28 protein-coding genes are annotated in these 25,064 nt (G+C 68.9%); 14 read left to right on the forward strand and 14 right to left on the reverse strand.

Translation table 11 applies throughout. The annotated features are described in order from the left end of the window. Positions 1–690, reverse strand: a complete 690-nt coding sequence (locus BM337_RS18830) for a YqjF family protein (RefSeq protein ID WP_089818874.1) — start codon at positions 688–690, stop codon at positions 1–3. 156 nt (positions 691–846) lie between these two features. Between BM337_RS18830 and rmuC the strand changes: the two genes are divergently transcribed. Then, complete coding sequence (gene rmuC / locus BM337_RS18835; protein WP_089818876.1) at positions 847–1,800, forward strand: DNA recombination protein RmuC; 954 nt, start codon at positions 847–849, stop codon at positions 1,798–1,800. On the opposite strand, the gene BM337_RS18840 is transcribed toward rmuC, so the two are convergent. From BM337_RS18840 to BM337_RS18850, 3 genes are all read right to left on the reverse strand, one after another. Then, positions 1,797–2,561 (reverse strand): DUF7504 family protein, encoded by a 765-nt coding sequence (locus BM337_RS18840; RefSeq protein ID WP_089818878.1) that lies wholly within the window; start codon positions 2,559–2,561, stop codon positions 1,797–1,799. The genes rmuC and BM337_RS18840 overlap by 4 nt on opposite strands. Next, the gene (locus tag BM337_RS18845; protein ID WP_089818880.1) at positions 2,558–3,496 is read right to left on the reverse strand and encodes a GAF domain-containing protein; all 939 of its coding nucleotides are present in this window, start codon (positions 3,494–3,496) and stop codon (positions 2,558–2,560) included. The genes BM337_RS18840 and BM337_RS18845 overlap by 4 nt, the downstream gene beginning before the upstream one ends. A gap of 136 nt (positions 3,497–3,632) precedes the next feature. Continuing rightward, entirely contained in the window at positions 3,633–4,628 is a 996-nt protein-coding gene (locus BM337_RS18850; protein ID WP_089818882.1) for a DUF5784 family protein, read from the reverse strand. 388 nt (positions 4,629–5,016) lie between these two features. Here BM337_RS18850 and BM337_RS21315 point away from each other — a divergent pair, with 388 nt between their 5' ends. Continuing rightward, positions 5,017–5,190 (forward strand): DUF5786 family protein, encoded by a 174-nt coding sequence (locus BM337_RS21315; protein ID WP_245778705.1) that lies wholly within the window; start codon positions 5,017–5,019, stop codon positions 5,188–5,190. 23 nt (positions 5,191–5,213) lie between these two features. On the opposite strand, the gene BM337_RS18855 is transcribed toward BM337_RS21315, so the two are convergent. The 4 genes from BM337_RS18855 to BM337_RS18870 all read right to left on the reverse strand — a co-directional run bounded on the left by BM337_RS18855 (position 5,214) and on the right by BM337_RS18870 (position 9,372). Then, complete coding sequence (locus BM337_RS18855; RefSeq protein ID WP_089818884.1) at positions 5,214–5,936, reverse strand: DUF7530 family protein; 723 nt, start codon at positions 5,934–5,936, stop codon at positions 5,214–5,216. 83 nt (positions 5,937–6,019) lie between these two features. After that, the gene (locus BM337_RS18860) at positions 6,020–6,952 is read right to left on the reverse strand and encodes an NAD(P)H-binding protein (protein WP_089818885.1); all 933 of its coding nucleotides are present in this window, start codon (positions 6,950–6,952) and stop codon (positions 6,020–6,022) included. Positions 6,953–7,022: 70 nt separating this feature from the next. Further along, positions 7,023–7,907, reverse strand: coding sequence for a YkgJ family cysteine cluster protein (locus BM337_RS18865; RefSeq protein ID WP_089818887.1), 885 nt, complete (start codon positions 7,905–7,907; stop codon positions 7,023–7,025). 43 nt (positions 7,908–7,950) lie between these two features. Beyond that, a complete protein-coding gene (locus BM337_RS18870; protein WP_089818889.1) occupies positions 7,951–9,372 on the reverse strand; it encodes a sensor histidine kinase in 1,422 nt (473 codons plus the stop codon). A 123-nt stretch (positions 9,373–9,495) separates the two neighbouring features. Here BM337_RS18870 and BM337_RS18875 point away from each other — a divergent pair, with 123 nt between their 5' ends. Next, on the forward strand, positions 9,496–9,696 hold the full coding sequence (locus tag BM337_RS18875; RefSeq protein WP_089818891.1) for a DUF7561 family protein: 201 nt from the start codon (positions 9,496–9,498) through the stop codon (positions 9,694–9,696). 37 nt (positions 9,697–9,733) lie between these two features. Here the strand turns inward: BM337_RS18875 and BM337_RS18880 are convergent, their stop codons facing one another. Further along, positions 9,734–11,149, reverse strand: a complete 1,416-nt coding sequence (locus BM337_RS18880; RefSeq protein ID WP_089818892.1) for a sensor histidine kinase — start codon at positions 11,147–11,149, stop codon at positions 9,734–9,736. A gap of 517 nt (positions 11,150–11,666) precedes the next feature. On the opposite strand from BM337_RS18880, the gene BM337_RS18885 reads away from it, so the two are divergent. After that, positions 11,667–13,454: an ATP-dependent DNA helicase gene (locus tag BM337_RS18885; protein ID WP_089819189.1), complete on the forward strand. Its 1,788-nt coding sequence runs from the start codon at positions 11,667–11,669 to the stop codon at positions 13,452–13,454. 8 nt (positions 13,455–13,462) lie between these two features. On the opposite strand, the gene BM337_RS18890 is transcribed toward BM337_RS18885, so the two are convergent. Continuing rightward, positions 13,463–14,395 carry a hypothetical protein gene (locus BM337_RS18890; RefSeq protein WP_089818894.1) on the reverse strand — a complete coding sequence of 311 codons (933 nt, stop codon included), beginning with the start codon at positions 14,393–14,395 and terminating at the stop codon, positions 13,463–13,465. Positions 14,396–14,510: 115 nt separating this feature from the next. Beyond that, positions 14,511–15,467 carry a succinylglutamate desuccinylase/aspartoacylase family protein gene (locus BM337_RS18895; RefSeq protein WP_089818896.1) on the reverse strand — a complete coding sequence of 319 codons (957 nt, stop codon included), beginning with the start codon at positions 15,465–15,467 and terminating at the stop codon, positions 14,511–14,513. Positions 15,468–16,122: 655 nt separating this feature from the next. Here BM337_RS18895 and BM337_RS18900 point away from each other — a divergent pair. The 3 genes from BM337_RS18900 to BM337_RS18910 are packed head-to-tail and all read left to right on the forward strand — an operon-like array spanning position 16,123 to position 17,923. Further along, entirely contained in the window at positions 16,123–16,947 is an 825-nt protein-coding gene (locus BM337_RS18900) for an MBL fold metallo-hydrolase (RefSeq protein ID WP_089818898.1), read from the forward strand. Positions 16,948–16,986: 39 nt separating this feature from the next. Next, a complete protein-coding gene (locus BM337_RS18905) occupies positions 16,987–17,622 on the forward strand; it encodes a DUF7979 domain-containing protein (RefSeq protein ID WP_089818900.1) in 636 nt (211 codons plus the stop codon). Between the two features lie 58 nt (positions 17,623–17,680). Continuing rightward, positions 17,681–17,923 (forward strand): hypothetical protein, encoded by a 243-nt coding sequence (locus BM337_RS18910; protein WP_089818902.1) that lies wholly within the window; start codon positions 17,681–17,683, stop codon positions 17,921–17,923. Between the two features lie 27 nt (positions 17,924–17,950). Here the strand turns inward: BM337_RS18910 and BM337_RS18915 are convergent, their stop codons facing one another. Beyond that, positions 17,951–18,916 (reverse strand): DUF5787 family protein, encoded by a 966-nt coding sequence (locus BM337_RS18915; protein ID WP_089818904.1) that lies wholly within the window; start codon positions 18,914–18,916, stop codon positions 17,951–17,953. A 138-nt stretch (positions 18,917–19,054) separates the two neighbouring features. Between BM337_RS18915 and BM337_RS18920 the strand changes: the two genes are divergently transcribed. The 6 genes from BM337_RS18920 to BM337_RS18945 all read left to right on the forward strand — a co-directional run bounded on the left by BM337_RS18920 (position 19,055) and on the right by BM337_RS18945 (position 22,497). Beyond that, positions 19,055–19,477 (forward strand): response regulator, encoded by a 423-nt coding sequence (locus BM337_RS18920; protein WP_177227720.1) that lies wholly within the window; start codon positions 19,055–19,057, stop codon positions 19,475–19,477. 91 nt (positions 19,478–19,568) lie between these two features. Further along, positions 19,569–20,801 carry a translation initiation factor IF-2 subunit gamma gene (locus tag BM337_RS18925; protein ID WP_089818908.1) on the forward strand — a complete coding sequence of 411 codons (1,233 nt, stop codon included), beginning with the start codon at positions 19,569–19,571 and terminating at the stop codon, positions 20,799–20,801. Beyond that, positions 20,798–21,172 carry a twitching motility protein PilT gene (locus BM337_RS18930; protein WP_089818910.1) on the forward strand — a complete coding sequence of 125 codons (375 nt, stop codon included), beginning with the start codon at positions 20,798–20,800 and terminating at the stop codon, positions 21,170–21,172. The genes BM337_RS18925 and BM337_RS18930 overlap by 4 nt, the downstream gene beginning before the upstream one ends. Positions 21,173–21,175: 3 nt before the next feature. Beyond that, positions 21,176–21,757: a DNA-directed RNA polymerase gene (locus BM337_RS18935; RefSeq protein WP_089818912.1), complete on the forward strand. Its 582-nt coding sequence runs from the start codon at positions 21,176–21,178 to the stop codon at positions 21,755–21,757. Further along, complete coding sequence (gene spt4 / locus BM337_RS18940; protein WP_089818914.1) at positions 21,754–21,954, forward strand: transcription elongation factor subunit Spt4; 201 nt, start codon at positions 21,754–21,756, stop codon at positions 21,952–21,954. The genes BM337_RS18935 and spt4 overlap by 4 nt, the downstream gene beginning before the upstream one ends. Before the next feature lie 6 nt (positions 21,955–21,960). Next, complete coding sequence (locus BM337_RS18945) at positions 21,961–22,497, forward strand: GTP-dependent dephospho-CoA kinase family protein (protein ID WP_089818916.1); 537 nt, start codon at positions 21,961–21,963, stop codon at positions 22,495–22,497. A gap of 25 nt (positions 22,498–22,522) precedes the next feature. On the opposite strand, the gene BM337_RS18950 is transcribed toward BM337_RS18945, so the two are convergent. Next, positions 22,523–23,563 carry a THUMP domain-containing protein gene (locus BM337_RS18950; protein ID WP_089818917.1) on the reverse strand — a complete coding sequence of 347 codons (1,041 nt, stop codon included), beginning with the start codon at positions 23,561–23,563 and terminating at the stop codon, positions 22,523–22,525. Positions 23,564–24,134: 571 nt separating this feature from the next. On the opposite strand from BM337_RS18950, the gene BM337_RS18955 reads away from it, so the two are divergent. Further along, the gene (locus BM337_RS18955) at positions 24,135–24,695 is read left to right on the forward strand and encodes a TATA-box-binding protein (RefSeq protein WP_089818919.1); all 561 of its coding nucleotides are present in this window, start codon (positions 24,135–24,137) and stop codon (positions 24,693–24,695) included. An 87-nt stretch (positions 24,696–24,782) separates the two neighbouring features. Here the strand turns inward: BM337_RS18955 and BM337_RS20820 are convergent, their stop codons facing one another. Beyond that, positions 24,783–24,923: a rubrerythrin-like domain-containing protein gene (locus BM337_RS20820; protein ID WP_143117763.1), complete on the reverse strand. Its 141-nt coding sequence runs from the start codon at positions 24,921–24,923 to the stop codon at positions 24,783–24,785. Positions 24,924–25,064: the final 141 nt, after the last annotated feature.

A 25,064-nucleotide genomic window follows, 5' to 3' on the forward strand; every position in this document is an offset into this window, starting at 1 on the left:
TCAGTCCCAGCGTCGGCTCCGCGTCGTCGTCACCTCGGTGCCGGGGCTGAACAGCAAGAGGGGGTCACCGCCGGGGTGGTCGAAGCCGTTGGCCTCGAACAGGGTGTTCACCTCGACGTCGGCCTCGGCGGGGTACAGCGTCCACGGCGGGTGGTCCACGTCGGTGTACCGGACCGACCCGTCGGGGGCCTGCGTGTAGAGGCGCCGGCGCTCGGTCAGGAACTCGGCGCGCGAGCCCGGCTCCGACTCGAAGGGCTCGCCGGTCGGCCAGTAGGTCGCCCGGTAGTGGGCCGGCCGGTCTCCCGGCTGGCGCCGATAACTCGAGAACTCCACGCGCCCGTCGACCCAGTCGATGTCGACGTCGGCGTTGTAGTACGGCAGGTGGTGGGTCAGCCGCGCCGCGATCGTCGCCAGCAGGCTGTCGGCGTCGAGGCTGAAGAAGTAGACGCCGGGCTCGCCGTCGACGGTGACGTACGTCCGGAGGTTCAGTTCCGGGAGCGGGAGTCCCAGCCACGCCGGCAGTCCCCGCGGTCGCGTGTCCACGTTCGTGAACGGGACGACGGTGAGCCAGCCGGTGCCGTCGAACTCCTGGACGGCGAAGGCGTCGGGGAGGTGGGCGTCGAGCACGTCGCCGTCGACGGGCCAGTTGGCGAAGAGCACGTTCTGCCAGCCGAACGCGAGCGGGAGCATGGGCCTCCTACGGCCCTTCGTCGGTTAATACCCGACCTTCACAAGTCGGCGGCCGCGTCTGGGCCGGTTCCAGTCCGGATCCTGGCCGGTCGACCGACGGGAAGCTGTCCGGTCGCGGCCAGGTGGTTTTAAGGCCGGATACGGTCTGGTCCGGGTATGACCACGCTCGAAGTCGCCCTCGGCGCGGCGACCGTCGTCCTCGCGCTGTCGGTGCTCGTCCTCGCCGTCCGTGACGGCGGCGGCGGTGGCGGTCCCGCCCAGCTCGACGAGGCCCAGCTCCAGTCCTCCGTCGGCAACGCCATCGCCGGGCTCGGCCTGGACGGCACCGCCGCACAGATCGAGACCCACGCCCGGGAGATGAAGCAGTTCCACAGCGACGTCGAGCAGATGCTGCGGACGCCCCAGCACCGGGGGAGCTTCGGCGAGCAGCAACTGGAGACCATCCTCGCCGACCAGCTCCCGCCGGACATGTTCGGCACGCAGGAGGCCGTCGTCGGCAACAGGCGCCCCGACGCCCACGTCGAGACCGCCGACGGGCTCGTCGCCATCGACGCGAAGTTCCCGCTGGAGGCCTACGAGCGCGCCGTCGACGCCGACGACCCGGAGGTTCGCGCGCACCACGAACAGGAGTTCGCGCGCCGGGTCGACGACCAGCTCGACAAGATCGCGACGGCGTACGTCCGCCCGGACGAGGGGACCGCCGAGTTCGCCTTCGCCTTCATCCCGAGCGAGAGCGTCTACTACCACCTCGTCACCGAGGAGTACGACATGCTGCGCGAGTACACGTCCCGGGGCGTGCAGGTCGTCTCGCCGCTGACGCTGGGCCAGAAGCTCGAACTCGTGAAGGCCGGCGTCCACGCCCAGCGCCTCTCCGAGGAGGCCCTCGCGGTGCAGGACCGGCTCCAGCGGCTGGGCCAGCGCTTCGAGGACTTCGCCGACGACTGGAACACCTGCGTCCGCCACCTCTCGAACGCGAAGGACCGGGCCGACGACGCCGACGCCGCCTTCGAGCGCCTCCACTCCGAGTTCGACCGCATCGACAGCCTCTCGCTCGACGGCGAGGGCGAGGCGACGGCCCGCGACACCCTCTCTCGCGGTCGGGAGGACTAGGGTCGCCGTCGCTGCTGGTCGCGTTCCACGGTCGAGACTGGCTGCCACGTCCCGCGTTCCCCTCCCCGCTCGCTCCCAGCCTCGATCCCGTGTCCGCCTCCGACCTCGCCCCCGCCAGAGGGCTCGACACCGAGTCCGCGGGCGCGGGCCTCGAAGGTTCCGTCGGTCCCGTCGCGGACGTCGATGGCGCCGTCGCAGAACCGCTCGATGGCGTCGACGGTCCGGTCGTCCTGCATCGCCTCGTCGACGACGAACACGCCCAGGTCCCCCGTCGCGATGACCCGGCCGGTGAGCATGTGGACGAACCGGGACACCGCCCGGAGGTCGGCGTGGGCCAGCAGCGACGAGACGGAGAACACGCCCAGTCGGACCCGGTCGAGCCCGCGCTCGACGAGCGTCTCGTACAGCACCGAGAATTCCATCTGGATCCCCAGCAGGTCGCCGGGGTCGTCGATGGTCCGCCCGTACTCGTCGAAGCGCTGCTGGTCGTCATCGATACCGGAGCAGTCGACCACGCCGACCCGGGACCGGTCGAACCCGCCGGTCACGCGCTCGGCCCGGTCGAGCAGCGACCGGCCGCCGACGTCGGCCGAGAGGAGGACGACGCCCTCGTCCTCGCCGCCCGCCATCGCCAGTCGGAGCGCCACCTCGCGGGCGCCCCGGCCCGACGGCCCGCCGACCATCACGTTCGTCCCCGGGTCCACGCCGTCGACCGGGAGGCCGGCCGGAAACCGGAACTGCGCGTCCGCGTTCCGGGTCATCGGTCACCTCGCTCGCCACCGGCGCCGGCCCAGTGGTCGCGGCGTTCGACCGGCCCACCCTCGACATCCCGGAGTACCGCCAGCCAGTCCGCGGCCGCCGCCGCCAGCAGTTCCAGGAACGCCTCGTCGTCCTCGGTGAACGCCCGGGGCTCGTCGTCGTAGACGCAGACGGTCCCGAGCGGGAGCCCGTCGTCGGTCGTGACGGACGCGCCCGCGTAGAAGCGGACGCCGAGTTCGTCGAGGACCTCGTTCCCCTCGAATCTGGGGTCCTCCAGGGTGTCCTCGACGACGGTGACGCCGTCTTCGAGGATGGCGTACGCGCAGATGGACTGCTCTCTGGCCGTCGCGTCCCACTCCTCGCCGTGGCAGGCGAGGAACTCCTGGGTCCGCTCGGTGACGAGGTTCACCGAGCTCTGGGCGACGTCGAAGTGCGCCGCGGCGACGTCGGCGAGCCGGCGGATGCCGGAGCGGAACCGCTCGGAGTCGAAGTCGTAGCGCTCCATGGCCGCCAGTCGGTCGTCCTCGTCCTGTGGCAGCGGATAGGCCGTCTGGCTCCGGTGTCGGGCGGTGGCCTCGACGAGCTGGGCGACTCTGGTCGTCGCTCCGGGGCTGTCCGTGCGGACGAACTCCGCGACGTGGTTCGTCTCCGTCCCGGTCGCCGCGTCGGTCAGGTCCTGGGACGCGTCGCCACAGAGGATACAGCCCGTGTCCGGGTCGACCTCGCGGACGTGGCCGATCAGCTCGGTCCCGGTCCCGTCGGGCAGGTCGTACTCCGTGACGAGGCAGTCGACGGACCGGTCTGCCAGCGTCGCCGCCGCCGCCGCGACCGTCTCTCGCCGGAGGACTCGCACGTCGCCGTCGCTCGCCAGGCGGTCCACTGGAGGGAGCCCGTCGGACTCGTCTGCGCCCACGCACAGGACGGTGGTCTCGGACATTCCTGTCCGGATCAACCGCGCCGAAGGGGGTAACTGTACCTCGAAGTTGGCCGTCAGGTTGTTACCGGATGGCGTCGCGTGGCGTCGTCTGCAGAACGCGCAGTGGAACTGGGAGTAGAACGGGGAGGGCCGGCCGTCACTGGGCGGGCTGTGAGAGCACCCGCGCCACGTCGAGCGGGAGGTTCCCGCGGACGTACCCCTCGGTGCGCCCGTCCGGGCGCATCCGGAAGACGACCACGGGCTCGTGGCCGACGGCGGGCTTTTCGCCGATGATCTGGCGCCAGTGGTCGTCACGGAAGGAGGTGCAGTCGACGAACAGCGCGGCGTTGCCGTGGACGGCGATCTGGTCGCTCGTCTTGGCCTTCCCGGAGGCCTTGATCGCCGCGACGGGCGAGTCGACCCGCCGGCGACGGGGCGGCTGTGGCCGGGTCACCTCGACGAGGACGTCGCCGACCTGGAAGTCCAGCGCGTGGCCCGAGCCGAGTTCGACCTCCGGCTCGAAGTCGTGGTCGGCGTCGTAGAGGAGCCTGGCGACGTTGAACTCGCCCATCGTCGCCTGCATCCGCGTCAGGTCGACGCCGGCGCTCGTCCCGAGCTTGCTCGCCATCGTGTAGCGGTAGTCGTCGAGCATCCCGGTCGAGAACAGTTCCTCGTAGAATTCGAGCCCTTCCTCCTGGCTCGCGTCCGGGAATCCGGCGGCGTGTTCGCGGAAGAAGTTGCGCGTGCTCTCGCGGCCGTCCTTCGAGAAGAAGACCGGGAGGAAGAACCACGCGAGGTGGTCGTAGGCGGCGAGCCAGGGGTCCTCCTCTTCGAGCTGGGCGAGCAGTTCGCGCTGGGCCCACCGCGTGACCGGATAGGGCGCCTCTTCGAAGGTGCACTTGTCCGTTCGCCAGAGCGTCTCGGGCGTCTCGGTGTTGCCGAGCCAGTAGGCGTCGTCGTCGGACCAGGAAAACAGCGCGAGGTCGCCGTTGTCCATCTCCAGACGCCGGGCCTCGTACCCGGGCGGCGGGGAGAACCACGGGGACGCAAGCGTCGCACCGAGATTCGCGTCGAGGGGCTGATAGAGGGCGTCGTGAACCCGTTGCTCGCTCCAGCCCTCGAGCGAGTGACGGAACCGGACGGGACCTGCCATGAGGAGTCATTGATTGTGGATGGGTTTGAGGCTTCTGGAGGACGGGGCCGAGCGTAGCGAGGGCCCGTCTTACGAGCGAGCGGGAGCGACCAGAGGGAGCGACACGCGAGCAGGCTGGCGCCGACCGAAGGGAGGGGCCAGCTTATGGCGAACGGCGAGCGTAGCGAGCCGTGAGCAGGGCCGAGCCCGACCGAAGGGAGGGGCCAGCTTACGAGCGAGCGGGGAGGAACGACCCGCGAGCAGGCTGGCGCCGACCCCATTCGCGATCCCAGTCAGCCCGCCCTTCCATCGGTGCGCGTTCGCCCGCCGATCTGCACCGAACGTATCGCCGACCTGAGGGACCGTTACATTGATAGGCACTACCATGCAAGATTGTGTGTGGTAACCAATGTCGATGGGCGCCTACGATAACGAAGAACACGAACGCCGCGAACGCAAGAACACCGAAGTCGACCTGAGCGAAGACGACGACCGGACCGAGTACCGCGGCAAGGTGGACTTCGACTCGGGCGACTCCACGGAGGAGTTGCTCGACCAGTTCCAGCAGATCAAGTCCTCGTGACGGCACTCGCTCCTCGCTTCCGGCTACTCGTTTCTCGCTGAGCTGTCGGCAATCAGGATGGCCAGCGCGCTCACCAGGACGACGGCCAGCACGTGGCCGGCGACGGCGACCAGCAGGACCCACTCGTCGCGGACGAAGGGGACGAGCCCGAGCTGTAGCAGGCCGAAGGCCATCGTCGCCAGGTCGGCCCGGCGGTGGGCGCTGCTCTCCTGGGGGTCGACGGTGTACCGGAGCGACCGCCAGAGCGCGACGACGCTCGCCCACCAGCCGGTGCCGATGCGGTAACACAGGTCCCACAGGATCAACAGCGTCAGGAACACGACGGGCGCCGGCGGTTCGGGACCGAACAGGGAGGTGACCAGTCCCGCGTCGGGTCCCCTGGGGTCGACGACGAAGAGGTACGTGACGAGGGCGACGAAGGCGACGACGCCGAGGACCACCTCGATGCTCGACCCGAACAGCAGTTGTCGGTAGGCCTGCGGTGCGTCGGCGCGGCGGGCGAGGCGGGCGATGGTCAACATGGCGACGCTGCCTGCCGCCGCCACGAGCACGGCGGCGGTCCCGGCCAGCGCCGCCGCCCAGAGGTCGTAGACGGCGGCCAGCGCCAGCACGGCGCCCTCGAAGAGGACGAACTGGACGGCGACCGCGGCCCGGGCCGACAGATCGAGGCCCGGGATCGCGCCGACGATGCTCTCGTACACCCACGTCTCCCCGTACTCGACCGGTGGGGTGGGCTCTCGACTCATCGCTCGCCCTCGCCGTCGCCCTCGCCGTCGTTCATCTATTTCCCTCGTTCATCGCTCGCCCTCGCTGTCGCTCTCGCCCTCGTTCATCGCTCGCCCTCGCTCCCACCGTCGCCCTCGGCTTCGTTCGCGAGCGCCCGCGCGACTGCCTCGTCGAACGGCGTCAGGTCGACGGGGACGAGTTCGCGTATCGGCTCGTCGTCGGCGACGACGGGCGTCTTGAGGCCGTGGATGAGCGGCCGGGCGACGCTCGTCGGGACGTCCGTCACGAGCCCGATCCAGTACGCCGACAGCTCGGGGGTCAGCACCGGCACGCCGAGGATCACGGGCTCTCGTCGGCCCATCACCGTCGCAGTGCGGCGCATGATGGTGGCGTAGTCCAGCACCTCGGGGCCGCCGATCTCGTAGGTCTCGCCGGCCGTCTCGGGGACGTCGAGCACGCCGGCGAGGTAGGCGACGACGTCGTCGATGGCGATGGGCTGACACGGCGTGTGGACCCAGCGCGGCGTCACCATCACCGGGAGGCGCCGGTCGAGCTGGCGGATCATCTCGAAGCTCGCGCTCCCCTTGCCGATGATCACTGCGGCCCGGAGCGTCGTCAGGTCGTAGCTCCCGCCGGCCAGGACCCGTTCGACCTCACGCCGGGAACGGAGGTGGGCGGATAGCTCCTCGCCCTGACCGTCGTCGTCCTCGCCGAGGCCGCCGAGGTAGACCACGCGGTCTACGCCGGCCTCGCCAGCGGCCCGCGCGAAGTTCGCGGCGGCCCGGCGGTCGCGCTCGGCGAAGTCGCCGCCCGAGCCCATCGAGTGGACGAGGTAGTAGGCGGCCTCGACGTCGGCCAGCGCGGCGTCGAAGCTCCCCGGTTCGAGCAGGTCGCCGGTGACCACGTCGACGCCCTCGGGCGGGTCGTACCCCTCGGGGTCGCGAACGAGCGCGCGGACGTCGTGGCCGCGGTCGAGCAACACGGGAACGAGGCGGCCGCCGACGAATCCGGTCGCGCCGGTGACGAGAACGCGCATACCGTCTAGTCGCGGCCGCGGCGCCTTAACTGTCGGACCCGACGGGGCCTCCCTGTGGCCCCGACGCGTCCTATCCGTCGGTCTCGACGGTGTCCCAGCCCGGCGTCTCCGGCGCGCCCGCTTCTTCCTCGATCTCCTCGGCGAGGGACGCCGGTGCCGGCGCGGCCGTCCCCGCTTCGTCGGCCCGATCGCTCCACCGCTGGATCGCCCGTCCGGCCCAGGAGTCCGCGTCGAGTACCTGCTCGCGCGTCTCCTCGTAGACGGGGTCGCTGACCGCCAGCATTGCGGGGCTGGACGCGGCGGCGATGGCGACGAACTCGGCGCGGTCGGCGCGGGTCGACTCGTCGTTCTGCAGTCGCTCGACGACGCCCGTCAGTCGGTCTGGGTCGGGGTGGGCGAACACCGTCGTCCCGACCGCCGCGGGCCCGAAGGTCGGGTCGGCGTCGTCGGGCGGTTCGTCGTCGACCAGACGGGACCCACCGAAGACCCCTTCCACGCGCTCGCATCCCGTCTCTACCTCCAGTGCGAGGTTCTCGCCGGGATAGCGCCGACAGGTCTCCGGGTACAGGTCGTCGCCGTGGATGCGACACTGCAGCGTCGTCGGGTCGAGGAAGGCACACGTCGGCAGCCACGTCGGGTCGTGGTCGAAGGGACCGACGGGTTTGGGCGGCTTGCGCAGACCGACGAGGAAGGCGGGTCGGCCGCGAATCGCCGCCACCTCGGTCCCGTCGATGGTGACGGTCGCGTCGCCCTCGCCGGCGAACAGTCGCGGCTGGAGGACGTCGCCGAACCCCTCGTCGACGAAGGCCCGGACCTCGTCGCGGCGGATGGGTGCGAGGTTCCCCACGTCGTCGAGCGGGACGTACCGGCCGCGACGCTCGTGGTCCACCGTCGCGTCGGTCAGCGCGCGCCAGTCGATACAACAGCCGGCACACCCTTCGCAGTTCACCTCCATACTGTCCGCTTCGCGACCGAGCTACAAAAATTCGGGGCGCGAATCAGCTCTCGGGAGTGTGGACGTTCCCGAACTTGAAGCACGCGCCGCCGCCGTCGCTCTCGGTCACCGTCACGTGCCAGCCGTGGGCGTCGGCGACGGTCCGGACGATGTTGAGGCCGAGTCCGGTGCCGTCCTCGGTCGTCGAAAAGCCCGCGTCGAAGATGCCCTCTCGCTCGTCTTCGGGGATACCGACGCCGTCGTCAGCGACGAGAAAGCCGTGTGCTTCCCGGAGGTCTGCGACGGTGATAGTGAGGGCGTCCGGCCGGTCTGCGGCGTGTTCCAGGGCGTTGCGAAAGAGGTTCTCGAACAGCTGTGCCAGCCGACTCGGGTCGGCCATGACGACGAGGTCGGCGTCGACGACGAGCGTCGCGTCGCCGGAATCGACGACGTTCCAGGCGTCCCTGGCGGCGGTCGCGACGGCGACGGCGTCCGGTTCGGTAACGGTCCCGCCCTGCCGTGCCAGAGTCAGGACGTCTTCGACGAGTTCGTCCATCCGGTCCAGCGAGCGTTCGATCGCGTCGAAGTGTTCCGGGTCGCGGTCTTCCCTGGCGAGCCTGAGGTGGCCCTGGGCCACCTCCAGCGGGTTGCGCAGGTCGTGGCTGAGGACGCCAGCGAACCGTTCGAGCCGTCCGTTCTGGCGTTCGAGCTGGTGTTCGTACTGCTTGCGTTCGCTGATGTCGCGCGTGACGCCGACGAGGCCGACGACGTTGCCCTGCTCGTCGTACCACGGCGCCTTCGACGTGGCGACGTAGGTGCCGTTGACCACCGAGCCGTGCGTGTGTTCGACCTGGTCGACGACCGGCTCCTCGGACTCGATGACTCGCTGGTCGTCGGCCGTCGCGCTCTCGGCCAGCTCCGGGGGATAGAGGTCGAAGTCCGTGAGGCCGACGACGTCCTCGGGCGTGTGGTAGCGGCAGCCGTCGGGGCTCTCGATGTACGGATTCCCGCTCGCCGACGGCATCTCGTCGCTCACTTCGACGTGGCGACTGTCGTGGTCTTTGAAGTACACCGACAGCGGGATGTTCTCCAGCAGCGAGTCGAGCATCGTCCGGTCTCGGCGCCGGGAGTGATGCTGTTCGACGACCGACTGGAGTGCGTCGAGCGTCTCGACCGGGTCGTCCTCGCCGACGTCGACGAAGTGGGCCGCGCCGTGTTCGAGCGCGGTGGCGGCGTCGATGTCCCCCCGCCCGAACACGACTACCTGGAGGCCAGGAACCGACGCCTGGGCGTCGTCGGCGACGGCCAGCACGTCCTCGCCGCCCGCACAGACCAGACAGTCGACGTCGTCTTCGGCGAGGGCGTCGCGCACGTCGTCGGCCGCGGACAGGCCGCGGAGGTCGAAGGGCCGGCGTCGCCGGTCCCACCGCTCCGTGACCGCTGTGGCGTCGGGGCCGTGGTACAGCACCAGGGGGGGCTCCTGCATCGGTGTCTGTCTCGTCTCCCCCTCTCGTGCTGACGGGGGCGATGTCACTATCGGATCGACCTACTCATGCATAAATGGCGGGGAGAGCCGGGGACTTATCGCCGTGGTCGGCCTACGTGGGGTATGACGACCCGGCCCTGCGACGGCTGTAGCGAGGACGTCACCATCGCCGGCGGCATCGCCGGCATCTGGTCGTCGTCGGAGACGACCGGCGGGATGACGCTCGAACTCGTCGACGACACCGAGCACTTCCTCTGTTACGCCTGCATCGACCGGCTACCCGACGACGAGGAGATCACGCGCGAGCACGTGGCCGACCTGTAAGCGGCAACCGGGAAGACGCGGGCCCGGTTGTGACCGCTCAGCGTCCCTTCTCGGCGACGTTCTTGAACTCGAAGCGGGCGCCGCCGCCCTCGCTCTCGACCGCCTCGACGACCCAGCCGTGGGCGTCGACGATGGACCGGACGATGTCGAGGCCGAGCCCGGTCCCCTCCTCGTCCGTGCTGAACCCGGACTCGAAGACGGAATCGCGCTCGTCCTCCGGGATGCCGACCCCGTCGTCGGCGACGTAGAACCCCGACCTGTGGGGGAGGTCGTCGACGGTCACGGTGAGGTCGGTCGGGTCCTCGGCGCCGTGTTCGACCGAGTTCCGGAACAGGTTCTCGAAGAGCTGGGAGAGCCGGCCTGTGTCTGCGCGGATGACCAGTTCGGTGTTCACCGCGAGCGTCGCCCCCTGGGAGTCGATGACGTCCCAGGCGTCGCCGGCGACGGTGGCGACGTCGACCAGGTCGGGGTCATCGACGGTCTCCCCGTAGCGCGTGATGGTCAACACGTCGGCGATGAGGTCGTCCATCCGGTCGAGCGACCGGTCGATGGCGTCGAAGTGCTCCGACTCGCACTCCTCCCTGGCGAAGCGGAGGCGACTCTTGGCGACCTCGAGTGGGTTGCGAAGGTCGTGACTGATCACTTCGGCGAACCGTTCGAGCCGCTCGTTCTGGCGTTCGAGCTGGTGTTCGTACTGCTTGCGTTCGCTGATGTCGCGCGTGACGCCGACGAGGCCGACGACGTCGCCCTGCTCGTCGTACCACGGCGCCTTCGACGTGGCGACGTAGCTCCCGTCGAACGCCGGGCCGTAGGCGTGTTCGACCCGGTCGATCGGCTCTTCGTTCTCCATCACCGACCGGTCGTCGGACGTGGCGGGTTCGGCCAGGTGGTTCGGGAAGACGTCGAAGTCCGTGGTGCCGACGATGTCCGCCGGCGCGTAGTAGCGGACGCCGTCGGGACTCTCGATGTACGGGTCGCCCATCATCGACGTCATCGCGTCGCTCACCCGGAGAAACCGGCTCTGCCGGTCCTTGAAGTACACCGAGAGCGGAATGTTCTCCAGCAGCGAGTCGAGCATGGTTCGCTCGCGGCGTTCGTCCCGGTAGCGACTGACGACGGGTTCGAGGTGCTCGATCACGTCGACGCGGTCCCGTTCGTCCACGGAGAGACAGTGCGTCACGCCGTCGGCCAGGGCCGCGACGGCGTCGGTCTCCCCGTCGTCGAGGACGACGACCGGCACGTGGCCGACGGTGTCGCGGACGTCGTCGACGACGGCCATCGCGTCCGGCCCCGAGCAGACGAGTGCGTCGACGGCCGTCCCGGCGGCGAACTCCCGGGCCCCTCCGGCGTCGTCGAACGCCGACAGCGCGAACGGTCGCTCGGTCGTCTCCCACCGCTGCTCGAGCGCGGCGGCGTCGGGACCGTAGTACAGTACGCAGACTGGTTCTTCCATTGGTCTGGTGCTCTGGCGCGCCGGAAGCGCGCTCCCGGGCGGGTTGTCACCGGGTTATTGTCGTACTCGTGTATAAACGCCCGGGAGGGTGGCCCCAGCTCGGTCCGGTTCGAGTCGCTTCTCGGGCCCGCTTCCGCCGCTGGAGAGCGTCGTGACGAGTCGCCGGTCGCAGCGACGTCGCGCCTGTCGCGAGGCGGGTGAGGCCAGTGACACTCTCGTTCTCTCGTCTGCTTGACGCAATCGCCGTCCAGTAATGTGTTTTGTGCCTCTGGACTCCGGTACTCGACCGTGAGATCGCAATCGGCCGTCACCCCGACGACCTCGCCCGTGTCTGTCACGGTTCCGTCGCCGCCCGCCTGCTCGCTACAGCCGGCGAGAGCGGTCACGGCGAGTCCACCGATACCCGTGAGGTACGGACGGCATCTCGGTCACACGGCCACGTCGAATCCGGCGGGTGGTACGTAGCTGGCCGATTTGCTCCGATGGATTGACGTGGACCCGGAGACTGCGAGTGGACGTGAACGCCGCGCGAATCTTCGACGAGTTTCCCGCGCCCTCCTATCGCGGCAACCAGAAACAGGCGCTCGCGGACATCCAGGCGGCCTTCGAGGACGGGGCCCGCGTCGTGCTGGTGCGCGCGCCGACGGGCAGCGGCAAGTCGCTGCTGGCCCGCGCCATCGCCGGCTGTGCCCGCACCGCCGGCGAGGCCGACGCGGAGGAGGTCATCGACGCCTACTACACCACGCCGCAGGTCTCCCAGCTCGACGACGTCGCCGAGGAACCGATGCTCGACGACCTGAACGTCATCCGGGGGAAGAACAACTACAACTGCATCCTCCCGGGCGAGACGGAGACGCCGGTCAACCAGGCCCCCTGCGCTCGCGAGCGGATGTTCGATTGCCAGGTCAAACACCGCTGTCCGTACTTCTCGGACCGGGCCATCGCCTCGAACCGGCGCATCGCCGCGATGACGCTGGCCTACTTCATGCAGACGGCGGGCTCGGACGTGTTCGGCACGCGCGACGTCGCCGTCGTCGACGAGGCCCACGGGCTGGGCGACTGGGCGGAGATGTACGCTGCCATCGAGCTGGGCCCCGACACGGTGCCCATCTGGGAGGACAAGGCCCCGCCCGCCATCGACGACCTGGAGGACGCCGCGAACTACGCCGACGGTCTGGCCGCCACGTCCGAGCGCCGCGTGAAGGAACTCCGCCAGAAGGAGGAGCTGACCGCGGAGGAGGTGGCCGAACGCGACCGCCTGAACAAGCTCCGCCAGGAGCTGTCGTGGTTCGCCGAGGACTACCGCGACCCCGACAGCGTCACGACGTGGGTCGTCGACCAGCCCGACGGCGAGGGGACGAGCGTGACGATCAAGCCACTCGACCCCGAGAAGTACCTCAAACACACCGTCTGGGACCGGGGCCAGCGCTTCGCCCTGCTGTCGGCCACCATCCTCAACAAGGACGCCTTCTGCGCCAACGTCGGCCTCTCGACTGACGACGTCGCCCTCGTCGAGGTGGGCCACACCTTCCCCGTCGAGAACCGACCGCTGTACGACGTCACGCAGGGGAAGATGACCTACGAGGAACGGGACGAGACGCTGCCGAAGATCGCCCGCCAGGTGGTTCGAATCATGCAGAAACACCCCGACGAGAAGGGGCTGATACACTGTCACTCCTACGCGATCAAGGAGAAGCTGGAGTCGCTCTTGCGCGATTTCGGCGTCGGCGAACGACTGCGGAGCCACGAGTCCGAGGACCGGGACGCCCAGCTGACCTCGTGGAAGCGCACCGACGACCCCGACGTCTTCCTCTCGGTGAAGATGGAGGAGGCCCTGGACCTGGAGGGCGACCTCTGTCGCTGGCAGGTCATCTGCAAGGCGCCCTATCCCAACACCCGCGACTCGCGGGTCGCCCAGCGCCTCTCGGACGGCCAGTGGGGCTGGTACTACCGCGCCGCGCTGCGGACGGTCATCCAGGCCTGCGGCAGAGTCGTCAGGGCGCCCGACGACTACGGCTCGACGTACCTCGCAGACTCCTCGCTGCTGGACCTGTTCGACCGCGCCCGGACGGACATGCCCGACTGGTTCGAGGAACAGGTCGACCGGATGTCCGAGCCCGACCTGCCGGAGTTCTCGCCAGTGGACGCGCTCGGCGGCGAGAGCGTCGAGGGCAAGAGCGACGGGTCGGAGAGCGGGTCGAGCGGCCGGTCGCGCTCGCGGTCCGGGTCGCGTGCGGGCTCTCGCTCCCGCAGCGGCGCCTCGACGCGGTCGAGTCCGATGGCCGACGTCTGGGACACCGAGTAGCGGGCGCCTCACCCGGACTCGCTCGCCGGTGTGTTGAGTGGCGCGGTAACGTCTGCCAGGTACACCGTTCCGTCGAACGCGACGAGCCACGTGCCGTAGTCTTCTCCGTCGCCCTGGAGCGGGCGGTGGGGACGGAACCGGTCGAGGAGGTCGACGAACGCCTGGCTCGGCGTCTCCTCGGTGACGTAGCGTCCGCTCTGGACGGCCTCACGCATGATCTCGCGTTCGTCCTCGGGAAGGTCCGCCAGCGTGAACAGGTACCGCTCGCGGACCCGCGCGGCCATCTCGGCGTGGGTCGCGGCCACCCGCGTGGTTTCGTACCGATACCGGTTGATCTCCACGGAGCCCCCGTCATCGATCTCGACGGGGTAGGTGGCCCCGTCCCTGGTCACGGCGTCGTATTCGGGATCGGGAACGAGGACGGATTCGGCCTCCTCGGCCGGCGAGTAGGTCCCCATGTGGAAGACGTCGGCTCCGTCCGACTCGGGGTGGTCGTCCGAAATCGGGAAGAACCCGGCCACGACGTCGCGGTCGACCGGCGGCAGGTCCGCGACGGCGATCGCTCCCTCGGACGGCGAGAAGTCCTCCGGCGGGTTCAGGTCGAGTCCGACTCCGTAGCGCGCGTACTGGTAGGTCTCGACGACCTCGTGAGAGACGTTGTAGTACGACCCGGCGTGGGCGACGGGCGCCCGCTGGTCGTAGGGCCCCTCCTCGAAGTGCGGCTGGGAGCCGTTCAGCTCCGGTTCGTCGCCGGCGACGGCGTCGTCGAGGATCCGCTGTTCGTCGTCGTCGAGCTGGTCATCCGTCTGTGCGTACCGCCGGGCGAGCGTCTCGTCGTCGTCGACGTTTTCCAGCGAGAGTCGGCCCGACGGGTCCGAACACCCCGAGAAGGGAACGGAGAGGAGGGCGGCGGTCGTCGCGAGGAATTTGCGGCGTCGCATATCCGCTGGTCTCGGAACCTGTATGAATATCTTGTGTTACAGCCGACACGATCTGCGGCCAACGTCTGCTCGACCCTGTCTGGGACTGATTCGGTGGACGGCGCTCTTGCCCCAGTCACACCGAGTCGACGTCCGTCCCCACCGAACAGACGTACTCGCCGGTGGCGACCTGCGGGAGGCGCCGGGAGCGCCAGAAGACGCCCGGGGCGTCGGCCGTGACGGTGGCCTTCACCTCGCCGAAGACGTCGGTGATGCGGTAGAGCGCGTCGCCGCGATTGACCCGGTCGCCCAGGTCCGTCTCGAAGCTGACCAGGCCGCCGGCGGGGGCGCCGTACTGGTCGAAGCCGGTCGCGCGGGTCTGGGTTTCGGGTGCGTGGCGACCGCCGAGGAAGTCGTAGTACCGGAGGACGTTGAACACGCCCTCGACGCCGGTCTGGATGGCGCCCTCGTCCCAGCCGACGCTGCCGCCGAGTTCCGGGTCGATGGTGGGGATGCCCTCGTCCGGCGCGGCGCGGGCGAGTTGCCCGTCGGGGCCCTTCTGGTCGAGGACGTAGCCGCAGCCGAAGACCTTCGCGAGTTCGAGACACTCGTCGTGGAGCCGGTGGCGCTGCCCACAGCGGACCCGGCACTCCTCCAGCATCCGCGAGGTCGACCCCTGGTGGAGGTCCAGGATCCGGTCGGCGCGTCTGGCCGCCTGGAACGTCGCGGCGGCGATGCGTTCGGAGGACGTGCCGTTCTCGTCGCCCGGGTAGGCCCGGTTCATCTTCGTGTCGTCGATGGGGTTGCGGTGCTCGGCCACCTGGAAGGCGTGGTAGTTGACGATGCCGACGACCAGAATCGTCCCCGACAGCTCCGCCGGGTCTAGCTGAGGGAGCACGCGCTGGACGACGCCGACGCCATTGAGTTCGTCGCCGTCGCTCGCGGCCTGCATATAGAGCGTCTCGCCGTCCTCGGCCCCGTTGACGACGGCGACGGGCAGCCCGAACGGGCTCCCGTCGCGCGTCTCGCCCACCTGCAACCGCCCCGTGTCCACCCCGCCCGGGGCGGCACTCGCCGTACCGAGGGATACCATTACACCACGGTTCGTGTTGGGCGCCTTTACTAATTCGGTCTCCGGCTATGTGTGTGCTCTGGAGCGGGAGTGGCTGGCGTTCTTCGCGTGAGTGCTGTTCGATGAGGTGACCGAAGCTACAGACGGCGAAAAATCTCAGTCCGTTCGTGTGCAGTGAGCAAAACCGCCAACAACTCGAAAGCCCTCGGCCCGCTCGACTCACGGGACTCGCTGCGCTCCTCGCTCCGCTGCGGTGCTTGCTTCGTCCGGCATCGTCGACCGTACCTCGCCCTTTCAGTCCTCCAGGCCAGCACCGCAGCCCTGCCCTTCCCCTGGTCGGCCGACGAGACGGCCTCCCGGCCGTGCGGTGCGGTCAGGAAGCGTGATTCGCGCCGGACGGCGCGAATTCGGGGAGGTTTGGTGGATGTCATCCGCGAGCGCGTTTTATCGCGCGAGCAATGCAGTTCCTGGAGGAATGAAAGGGCGAGGCCCGGTCGGGGAAGCCGGGACCCCCAAGCACCGGAGCGAAGCGAGGAGCGCAGGGTGGTCCCCGCGACCCGAGCGGCCCGAGGGCTTTCGACGTGTTTGCGGTACCGTTGACCCCAGCACGACACCCCACACGTCCACCTAGTCCAAGTCGCGAGGTTTAGGGACGGCCAGAGACACAACAGAACCAATGGAGGTCACGTTGCTCGGGACGGGCGACACCACGGGAACCCCTACCCCCAGATGCGACTGCGAGACGTGCGAGCGCGCACGCGAGGAAGACGTCGAACGCACTCGCTTCTCCGTCCACGTCCGCAACGAGCAGACGGACCAGTCCCTCCTGATCGACGCCAGCCCGGACTTCCGGCGGCAGTTCCGCCGGGAGGACGTCCCGCTCCCGGACGCCGCCGTCATCACCCACGTCCACTTCGACCACCTCGACGGGCTGGGCAACGCCTACCGTCTGCTCGACCACCTGCCGGTCCACGCCGCCGACGAGCACGACCCGAACCTGGGCGAGAGCGTCGCCGAGCACGTCGACTCCCGGTACCACTACCTCGACCAGGTGACGGTCAACCCCGAGACCCCCTTCGAGCGTTTCGAGGCGGCGGGGTTCGAGGTAACGCTGGTGCCGGGCGTCCACCCGCCGCTGTCGACCTACGGGCTGCGGATCGACGAACCCGAGACCGGTGCCTCGCTGGCCATCTCCGGCGACACGAGCTACGCCTTCCCACAGGAGTCCCGCGACGTCCTGCGCGGCGCGGATCTGGGCATCGTCGAGGGCATCGTCCACGCCGACCTCTGCGAGGGGCACCCCGCCGGCGGCGACCACTACGACGCCGACGGCGTCCCGCGGACCTTCGGCACGAAGCACATGACCCTCACGGGTGCGCGGGCGCTGGCCGAGGACCTCGACGTGGACAATTACCGCATCGTCCACACGGCGCACTTCGTCCCCGCATCGCAGGCGTTCGCCGACGACGTAGCTCTAGACGGCGAGCGATTCGAGCTGTAGGGGAGAAGGCACTTGTCGGACCGTTCTGAACCGGCGCGTATGCCCTCCCTCACGCGCTATCAGGCCCCCAGCCTCGCGCTGGTCCTCCTGGGTCTCGGGCTCGTCGTCTCGTTGCTGGTCACGTTTCCGCACGCCGGCCAGCAGGAGTATCACCACGAGGTCCAGCCGGTAGACGAGAGTCAGGTCGAGGAGACGTACTACTCACAGGTCCTGACGTTCGGGGAGCTCTCACCACAGGGGAAGGAGGTGTTTCGGCAGACGATGAACAGCGACGGCGGGGAGCACGTGGTCTACGGGGACTCGAATGCGCCGGATGACTGGAATTATCCGACCGATACGGGCCCGGGCCTCGCCTACGTCGAGTACAATGGCTCCTACTACGAACTCGAGACGAGCGCCGGGTCGTTCGAAGCGGTGTTCGGCTTCGCCGTTGCTCTGGTCGGCCTCTTCGGGCTGGGAATCGCGGCCGTCGGCGGCCTGGGTCTTCGCCGCGAGCAACCACGGGCGCCCGCGACGATACTCGTCATTTTCGCGAGCACCGCAGCCCTGGTCGTCCTCGGACGCTACGTCCCGCCTTCCTCCCGGGACGTCTTCGCCGTCGTCGGTGCCGGTGTCGTGGGCGCCGTGGCGGCTGGAACCTGGCTCCTTCTCGGGCGACGCTGGAGAACCCCGTAGCACATCGGATCGCGAGACAGCCCCAGCGACTATAGTGGAGAACGTCTAGAACCGGTGCATGGACCAACGCGGCGCGGCGGAGTCGGGTGGGGCGGCGCTGGCCTGCGCCGTCGCGGCCGCAGCGACGTTCCAGGTCGTCGCGAGTACCGTCGACTGGGCGCTGGTGCTCGGCATCGGAATGTGTGCCGGCATCGCCGGCGCGGCGAACTACCAGGCGCGGACGAAACACTCCGACCACGTCGCGGACGAGGCGCCCGTCGAGACAACCGGGGCGGACGGCGAGCCGAGCGGTCAGGACTAGCCGAATCGGACCGGTCGGCCGAACCGGTTAGCCGAACCGGTCCAGCCCCGACTGCTGCCGTTTTCGACCCGCCGGCTCCGGCTCCCAGGGCGACCGCTCGGCCCGGAGCGAGTCCGTGTCGACCGCGACTGCTTCACTTTCCTCGTAGCCCGCGCAACTCGTTCCGCACTCGTCGCTCGCACGGACGGAGCGCCCCTTCCACGCGCACTGGGGCAGGCCGTCGTCGTCGGGCGAGCACTGGGCACAGGCCGGATAGTCGAACGTCCGCCAGCCCTTGCCGTAGGCACGCTCGGCGAGGCGACGGCGGGCCCGTTGCTTCTCCTCGGACCCCACGACCCGGACGTCGGTCCGGCCCGGGTACGATTCGACCACCTCGACGCCGGGGTCGTCGACGGCCAGCGGCGTCGCATCGCGGATCACCTCCCGTTCGCCAGTTTCGGGATCGAAGCGCCACACCCCCACCTCGTCGGGGATGCGGTTCAGGTGCGCCCGCGTCACGTGCGAGGCCGTCGCCAGCACGACCTCGTCGACGAGGCCCAGCGAGACGTCGGTCCGCAGTTGCATCTCCAGGTCGCCGGGGCGGCCCAGGTCCGGTTTGTTCTCGATGGCGACCAGCGAACCGAACCAGTCGGGATAGCGGGCGACCTGGCGGACGTAGGTGCGGCCGCCGCGGCGTTCGGCCTCGAAGAAGCCCCGCTCGACGGCCAGGTCCTTCGCCCGCTCGGCCCGCTCGGGGTGGCAGTCGAAGGCGTCCTTCCAGTAGCGGGCCCGTCCCGGGCCGACGTCGGCCTCGACGGCGGCGGTGGGGATGCGCTCGGGCGTGATGGCCGCGCGCTCGGCGAACTCGGGACCGGGGTCGACGGCGAGCACGTCGACGACGCGGCGACCGTGGACGTGGGCGCCGAGCTGGCGGCTGAGGAGGGCGTCTCCCCCCGGCCCCTCCCCGCCTTCGAGGTGGGCACACAGCGCCAGTTCGAACGCGAATTCACGCACGGGAAAGGGCAGGACGCCGGCGGGGAAAAGCACGTCGCCCTTTGCGAGTCGAGCGGTGTTCTCAGCGCGCGAAAGCGCTCGTGTCGATATATGGTGACCGGGGCTCAAGGAGTGGGCAACATGGCGGTGGTGGAGGACGTGGGACAGGACACAGACCCCGAAGGAGACGAGGTGGACGCGCCCGTCGAGGTGCTCGTCGTGGACGACGAACCGGATCTCGCGGACCTCGTCCAGGAGTTCCTGGAGCGGGCCGACGACGCGCTGGTGGTGACGACGGCGACGAACGCCCGGACGGGCCTGCAGCTGGTCCGCGAGCGATCCTTCGACGCCGTCGTGAGCGACTACCACATGCTGACGATGGACGGGCTGACGTTCCTCGACAGAGTGGCGGACACGGAGCCGGCGCCCCCGGGAATCCTCTTCTCGAGCGACGACGCGCCCGAACTGGTCGAGGCTGCACACGACGCGGGCGTCCCCTTCGTCCACAAGCGAATGCGTTCCGAGCGGTTCGACCGGCTGGCGAGCCGCGTCCGGACACTTGCCGAGGACCGCCGGAACTGACGCGCGGCGAGGCCGCCTGCCCGCAGTCTGGGGCGCAAACAGTAGGCTTATCAGTCCCAGGGGGCGAAATCACACCAAGATTACTCCCGAGATGACATCCCACAACCACCCGGAGGTGAACATCGGCCTCGTCGGCCACGTCGACCACGGCAAGACGACGCTGGTCCAGGCGCTGTCTGGCGAATGGACGGACCAGCACTCCGAAGAGATGAAGCGCGGCATCTCCATCCGCCTTGGCTACGCCGACGCGACCTTCCGGCGCTGTCCCGAGGAGGAGGAACCGGAAGCGTTCACGGTCGAGGAAACCTGCGGCGAGCACGACGTCGAGACCGACGTCCTGCGGACCGTCTCCTTCGTCGACGCCCCCGGGCACGAGACGCTGATGGCGACGATGCTGTCGGGCGCCTCGATCATGGACGGCGCCGTCCTCGTCGTCTCCGCGTCGGAGCCGGTCCCCCAGGCCCAGACCGAGGAGCACCTCATGGCCCTGGACATCATCGGCATCGACAACATCGTCGTCGCCCAGAACAAGGTCGACCTCGTCGACCAGGAGCGGGCCCAGGAGAACTACCAGCAGATCCAGGAGTTCGTGAAGGGCACCGTCGCCGAGGGCGCGCCCATCGTTCCGGTCTCGGCCCAGCAGGGCGTCAACACCGACCTGCTCATCCAGGCCATCCAGGAGGAGATTCCGACGCCCGAGCGGGACCCCGACGTCGACGCGCAGATGATGGTCGCCCGGAGCTTCGACATCAACCGCCCGGGGACGACCTGGGCGGACCTCAAGGGCGGCGTCCTCGGCGGCTCGCTCGTCCAGGGCAGCCTCGAGGTCGACGACGAGATCGAGCTTCGCCCCGGCCGCGAGGTCGACGAAGGCGGCCAGACCGAGTGGCGCCCCGTCACCACGAGCGTCCGGTCGATACAGGCCGGCGGCGACTTCGTCGACGAGGCGACGCCCGGCGGCCTGCTCGGCGTCGGTACCGGGCTCGACCCCGCGATCACGAAGGGCGACGCGCTGGCCGGTCAGGTCGCTGGCCCGCCGGGGAGCCTGCCGCCGACGCTCGAACAGTTCACGATGGACGTCGACCTGCTCGAACGGATCGTCGGCGACAACGCCGGCGAGGTCGAGGAGATCAGCACGGGCGAGCCGCTGATGCTCACCATCGGCACCGCGACGACCGTCGGCTCGGTGACGAGCGCGCGCGGCGGCGAGGCGGAGGTCGCCCTCAAACGGCCCGTCTGTGCCGCGCCGGGCTCGAAGATCGCGATCAACCGGCGCGTCGGCGCCCGCTGGCGCCTCATCGGTGTCGGCACGCTGCGTGAATGATCGTCGTCGACACGAACGCACTCATGATGCCAGTCGAATGCGACGTCAGGCTGTTCGACGAACTCCGGCGACTCGTCGGAGACCAGCCCCTCGTCACCCCCGAAGCCGTCGTCGCCGAACTCGAGAAACTCGCCGACGGCAACGGGAAAGAGGCCACCGCGGCGAGCGTGGGCCTGGACCTCGTCGACCGCTGCGAGGCCGTCGCCACCGACGCGGACTACGCGGACGACGCGGTCCTGGAACTGGCGAGCCACCCGGACGCGACGCACGCGGTCACGAACGACAAGCCCCTCAAACGCCGCCTGCTCGACGCGGGCGTACCAGTAATTAGTTTAAGGGGCCAGCACAAACTCGCCATCACTCAACCATAACACATGTACAAACGGGTCAGACTACGCGACACGGTGGAGGTACCGCCCAGGCATCTCGCAGAGGTGACGCCGGACCTCGTGAAGAAGCTGCTGCAGGACAAACTCGAAGGCCGGATGGACGAGGACGTCGGCTCGGTCGTCTCGGTCATCGAGGTACAGGACATCGGCGACGGCGCCGTCCTCCCCGGCGAGGAGGGCGTCTTCTTCGAGGCCGAGTTCGACGCGCTCACCTACGATCCGCAGATGCAGGAGGTCGTCGACGGGGAGGTCGTCGAAGTGGTCAACTTCGGCGCCTTCGTCGGTATCGGGCCGGTGGACGGCCTGCTGCACGTCTCACAGATCTCCGACGAGTACCTCGCCTACGACGAGGAGGGGCAGGCGCTTGCCTCCCGCGAGTCCAACGAGACGCTCGCGGTCGGCGACGCCGTCCGCGCCCGCATCGTCACCAAGAGCATCGACGAGCGCAACCCGCGCGACTCCAAGATCGGCCTCACGGCCAAGCAGGTCGGCCTCGGCAAGCACGGCTGGCTGGAGACCGAGCGCGAGAAACGCGCCGCCCAGCAGGCGGAAGCCGGTGAGAGCTGATGGCCGACAGACTGGTCTGCCGCGAGTGCCACCGCGTCCAGGACGCCTCGAACGAGGAGGTCTGTGACGCCTGCGGGTCGAGTTCGCTCACCGAGGACTGGGCCGGCTACGTCGTCATCGCCCACCCCGAGAGCTCCGACATCGCCAAGGAGATGGAGGTCACGGAGCCGGGGAGCTACGCGCTGAAAGTCCGTTAAGCGACCGTGTCCGACGTCGTTCTCGAACTGCCCGACACGCTTCGCGGCGAACTCAAGGACCCGCTCGGGCCGATCTACACCGACGCTGAGCAGTTGCTCTCCGCGGCGACCGAACCCGTTGTCGCCGTCGGCGACGTCGTCACCTATCACCTCCTCCAGGCGGGTCGCGTCCCCGCCGTCGCCTTCGTCGACGAGAAGACCAAGCGCCAGACCGTCGACGAGGAAATTCGCGAGGGAATCAGTGGTTTCGACCGCGAGCGAACGATCGACAATCCAGCGGCGACGCTGACGAGCGAACTGCTGGAGACGCTCCGGACCGGGATCGACGAGGGCGGGACGACCCTGGTCCGCGTCGACGGCGAGGAGGACCTGGCCGCGCTCCCCGCGATTCTGGCCGTCCCCGAGGGCGCGAGCGTCGTCTACGGCCAACCCGACGAGGGCATGGTGCTGGTGACGGCGGACGGGGATGCCCGGGAATTCGTCCGCGGACTCCTCCGGCGGATGGACGGGGACGGCGACGCGGCGCTGGCGCTGCTGGACTGATTCTACTGCTGAGACGACGGGACGCTCAGGCGACGAGCACGTGGACGTGCCTGACCAGCGACCGGTGGACCCGCCGTTCAAAGCGCGCGTCGACGGTCCAGCCCGCGTCCTCCGCTGCGTCCTCCCACGACCGGTCGGCCATCAGGACGCACCGTGAGGATACTCGGCGGGCCTCGGCGAGTGCGCTGGACACGAGGTCGGTGAGGTCCCCCTCTATCTTCGACTGGCGGCCGTATGGGGCGTCGAAAACGACGCCATCGACGGTGTCGGCTCGTATCGGAAATTCGGTGGCGTCGGCGCGATAGACGTCCCACTTCCCGGGGTCTGGATAGCGGGGGTCCTTCGCGTCCCGGTCCTCACCGAGCGCGTCGGCGAGGTTCTGACTCGCGCCGCGGACCATCTTCCACTGGGCGTCGCCGCCGACCACCCGGGCCCCGAGCAGGCCCGCCTCGATGAGGACGCCGCCGGTGCCACACATCGGGTCGAGAATCGTCGCGCCGGGTTCGGCCCCGGCGAGGTTGGCGAGCGCGCGGGCGTCCATCGGGGCCATGCTCCCGGGCTGGAAGAACGGCCGGTCCGAGGGCATGCGCTGGCCGAAGTCGCGGACGGAGGCGGCGACGGCCCAGCCGACGGCGCAGATAGTTCCTGAAGTGTCGTCGTCGACGTCGCCCGCCTCGTCGCTGAAGACGACCCGGAGTTCGTGGTCCGGATTCTCCAGGTCGACCGAGAACCCCCGGTCGACCAGGACGCCGCCGAGTTCCCGCTCGACGGCCTGCGTGTCGACGTCGGTGGTGTACCGGACGTCGACGGCGCGGACGGCGACGGATCCCGAACGGTCGGTCGGCGGGGCGTCTTCGAGGAGCGCGCGGGCGCTCTCGACGTCAGGGTCGCAGGTCCCCACCAGTTCGCTCGCGTGGTGAGTGTACGCGAGCGTCCGCGCGCGGGCGTGATCGAGGTCGCTCGCCGTCGCGAGACCCGGCGCGACGAGGGTGACGTCGGTCGCCACGCTGGCCGCTTCGCGCGCGGCGAAGTCGTCGTCCTGGCCCGCCAGTTCGAGGACGTACACACCCTAGAGGACGGCGGTGCGCCAATCAGCCTACCGGTCCTAGGATGAGTCGCTGTAGAACTGGGTGGAAACGCCGATAGTGCGAGCTCTGTCAACGCACTCAACGACAGGGGAAAGCCCCGGACCTGTGCGGTCCCGCGGCTCGCTGCGCTCCTCAGTCGCTCCGCTCCCTCCGGTGCTTGCTTCACCGGGATTCCCGCACAGGTCCGCCCCTTTCAGTCCCACCCGGTATCGGCCTTCAAACCCGATGAGCGGGTGAGACTGAAAGGGGCCGTCCTCTCGGGGAAGGCGGACCCGACAAGCGACCGCGAGAGCGGAGCTCTCGCGTAGTCCTCAGCTTGCGCTGAGGGCACCGCAGTGAGCGTAGCGAGCGAGGAGCGCAGTCGTGGGCCCCCGACCCGAGAGGACGGGGGCTTTCCTCTGTCGTTGTTCACGGTAGTGTGGCCGATTCTATCCACTAGTACGACTTTCGAATCCCCGCGCCGTCCGGGAGAAATGTCGGTTAATAGAGGAACTTATCAATGGATGCATGAACCTTTATAAACCTTAAATACGTGACTTAAAACGAGACATGGCAGATCCCAAGGAAACTATAAATATCGAGAACGTCGTCGCCTCGACTGGTATCGGGCAGGAACTCGACCTCCAGAGCGTGGCGATGGACCTCGAGGGCGCGGACTACGACCCCGAGCAGTTCCCCGGCCTCGTCTACCGGACCCAGGAACCCAAGTCTGCGGCACTGATCTTCCGGTCGGGGAAGATCGTCTGTACCGGTGCCAAGAGCACCGACGACGTCCACGAGAGCCTCCGCATCGTCTTCGACAAGCTCCGCGACCTGAACATTCAGGTCGACGAGGACCCCGAGATCGTCGTCCAGAACATCGTCACCTCCGCGGACCTCGGTCGCACCCTCAACCTGAACGCCATCGCCATCGGCCTCGGGCTGGAGAACATCGAGTACGAGCCCGAGCAGTTCCCCGGCCTCGTCTACCGGCTGGACGACCCCGACGTCGTCGCGCTGCTGTTCGGCTCCGGGAAGCTGGTCATCACCGGCGGCAAGAAGCCCGTCGACGCCGAGGAGGCCGTCGACAAGATCGTCTCGCGACTCGAAGAGCTCGGCCTGCTCGAATAACGCCGTCGAGGCGGCGGTCGTTTTCACGCGTTATTGGCCCGCGAGCGATTCGTTCGGTCCCGTGACCGACAGCCGACGCCGTCGCGGCTACAGGTCCCGGGAGTGGCCGAGATAGCGCATCGACGTCCCACAGTCCGAACAGGTTCGGTCGTCGGGGTCGCTCGCTCGTGCGCCGCAGGACGGACATTCGTACTGACTCGATTCCGGAACGGATGTGTTCGGCCTCATAGCTACCTGTTCGTGATTTGCTGGCACGGTTAAGCGCTATCCTGACATTCATTATACGATTTTACTTGACGTTCGTTCAACCGACTGCCTTCTCGCGATTTGCCCGCTGTCGTTTATATGGTGTCGGCGGGCCGCCGCTGG

This window comes from Halomicrobium zhouii, from assembly GCF_900114435.1.
Taxonomy (GTDB): Archaea; Halobacteriota; Halobacteria; order Halobacteriales; family Haloarculaceae; genus Halomicrobium; species Halomicrobium zhouii.

Excerpts from the sequence above, each read along its gene's own strand:
- BM337_RS18860 (WP_089818885.1), bottom strand. The coding sequence starts at position 6,952 with ATGCGCGTTCTCGTCACCGGCGCGACCGGATTCGTCGGCGGCCGCCTC.
- BM337_RS18850 (WP_089818882.1), bottom strand. The coding sequence starts at position 4,628 with ATGGCAGGTCCCGTCCGGTTCCGTCACTCGCTCGAGGGCTGGAGCGAG.
- BM337_RS18880 (WP_089818892.1), bottom strand. The coding sequence starts at position 11,149 with ATGGAAGAACCAGTCTGCGTACTGTACTACGGTCCCGACGCCGCCGCG.
- BM337_RS18890 (WP_089818894.1), bottom strand. The coding sequence starts at position 14,395 with ATGCGACGCCGCAAATTCCTCGCGACGACCGCCGCCCTCCTCTCCGTT.
- BM337_RS18865 (WP_089818887.1), bottom strand. The coding sequence starts at position 7,907 with ATGGAGGTGAACTGCGAAGGGTGTGCCGGCTGTTGTATCGACTGGCGC.
- BM337_RS21315 (WP_245778705.1), top strand. The coding sequence starts at position 5,017 with ATGTCGATGGGCGCCTACGATAACGAAGAACACGAACGCCGCGAACGC.
- BM337_RS18900 (WP_089818898.1), top strand. The coding sequence starts at position 16,123 with ATGGAGGTCACGTTGCTCGGGACGGGCGACACCACGGGAACCCCTACC.
- BM337_RS18925 (WP_089818908.1), top strand. The coding sequence starts at position 19,569 with ATGACATCCCACAACCACCCGGAGGTGAACATCGGCCTCGTCGGCCAC.
- BM337_RS18830 (WP_089818874.1), bottom strand. The coding sequence starts at position 690 with ATGCTCCCGCTCGCGTTCGGCTGGCAGAACGTGCTCTTCGCCAACTGG.
- BM337_RS18955 (WP_089818919.1), top strand. The coding sequence starts at position 24,135 with ATGGCAGATCCCAAGGAAACTATAAATATCGAGAACGTCGTCGCCTCG.
- BM337_RS18870 (WP_089818889.1), bottom strand. The coding sequence starts at position 9,372 with ATGCAGGAGCCCCCCCTGGTGCTGTACCACGGCCCCGACGCCACAGCG.
- BM337_RS18845 (WP_089818880.1), bottom strand. The coding sequence starts at position 3,496 with ATGTCCGAGACCACCGTCCTGTGCGTGGGCGCAGACGAGTCCGACGGG.
- BM337_RS18930 (WP_089818910.1), top strand. The coding sequence starts at position 20,798 with ATGATCGTCGTCGACACGAACGCACTCATGATGCCAGTCGAATGCGAC.
- BM337_RS18840 (WP_089818878.1), bottom strand. The coding sequence starts at position 2,561 with ATGACCCGGAACGCGGACGCGCAGTTCCGGTTTCCGGCCGGCCTCCCG.
- BM337_RS18935 (WP_089818912.1), top strand. The coding sequence starts at position 21,176 with ATGTACAAACGGGTCAGACTACGCGACACGGTGGAGGTACCGCCCAGG.
- BM337_RS18905 (WP_089818900.1), top strand. The coding sequence starts at position 16,987 with ATGCCCTCCCTCACGCGCTATCAGGCCCCCAGCCTCGCGCTGGTCCTC.
- BM337_RS18875 (WP_089818891.1), top strand. The coding sequence starts at position 9,496 with ATGACGACCCGGCCCTGCGACGGCTGTAGCGAGGACGTCACCATCGCC.
- rmuC (WP_089818876.1), top strand. The coding sequence starts at position 847 with ATGACCACGCTCGAAGTCGCCCTCGGCGCGGCGACCGTCGTCCTCGCG.
- BM337_RS18895 (WP_089818896.1), bottom strand. The coding sequence starts at position 15,467 with ATGGTATCCCTCGGTACGGCGAGTGCCGCCCCGGGCGGGGTGGACACG.
- BM337_RS20820 (WP_143117763.1), bottom strand. The coding sequence starts at position 24,923 with ATGAGGCCGAACACATCCGTTCCGGAATCGAGTCAGTACGAATGTCCG.
- BM337_RS18910 (WP_089818902.1), top strand. The coding sequence starts at position 17,681 with ATGGACCAACGCGGCGCGGCGGAGTCGGGTGGGGCGGCGCTGGCCTGC.
- BM337_RS18855 (WP_089818884.1), bottom strand. The coding sequence starts at position 5,936 with ATGAGTCGAGAGCCCACCCCACCGGTCGAGTACGGGGAGACGTGGGTG.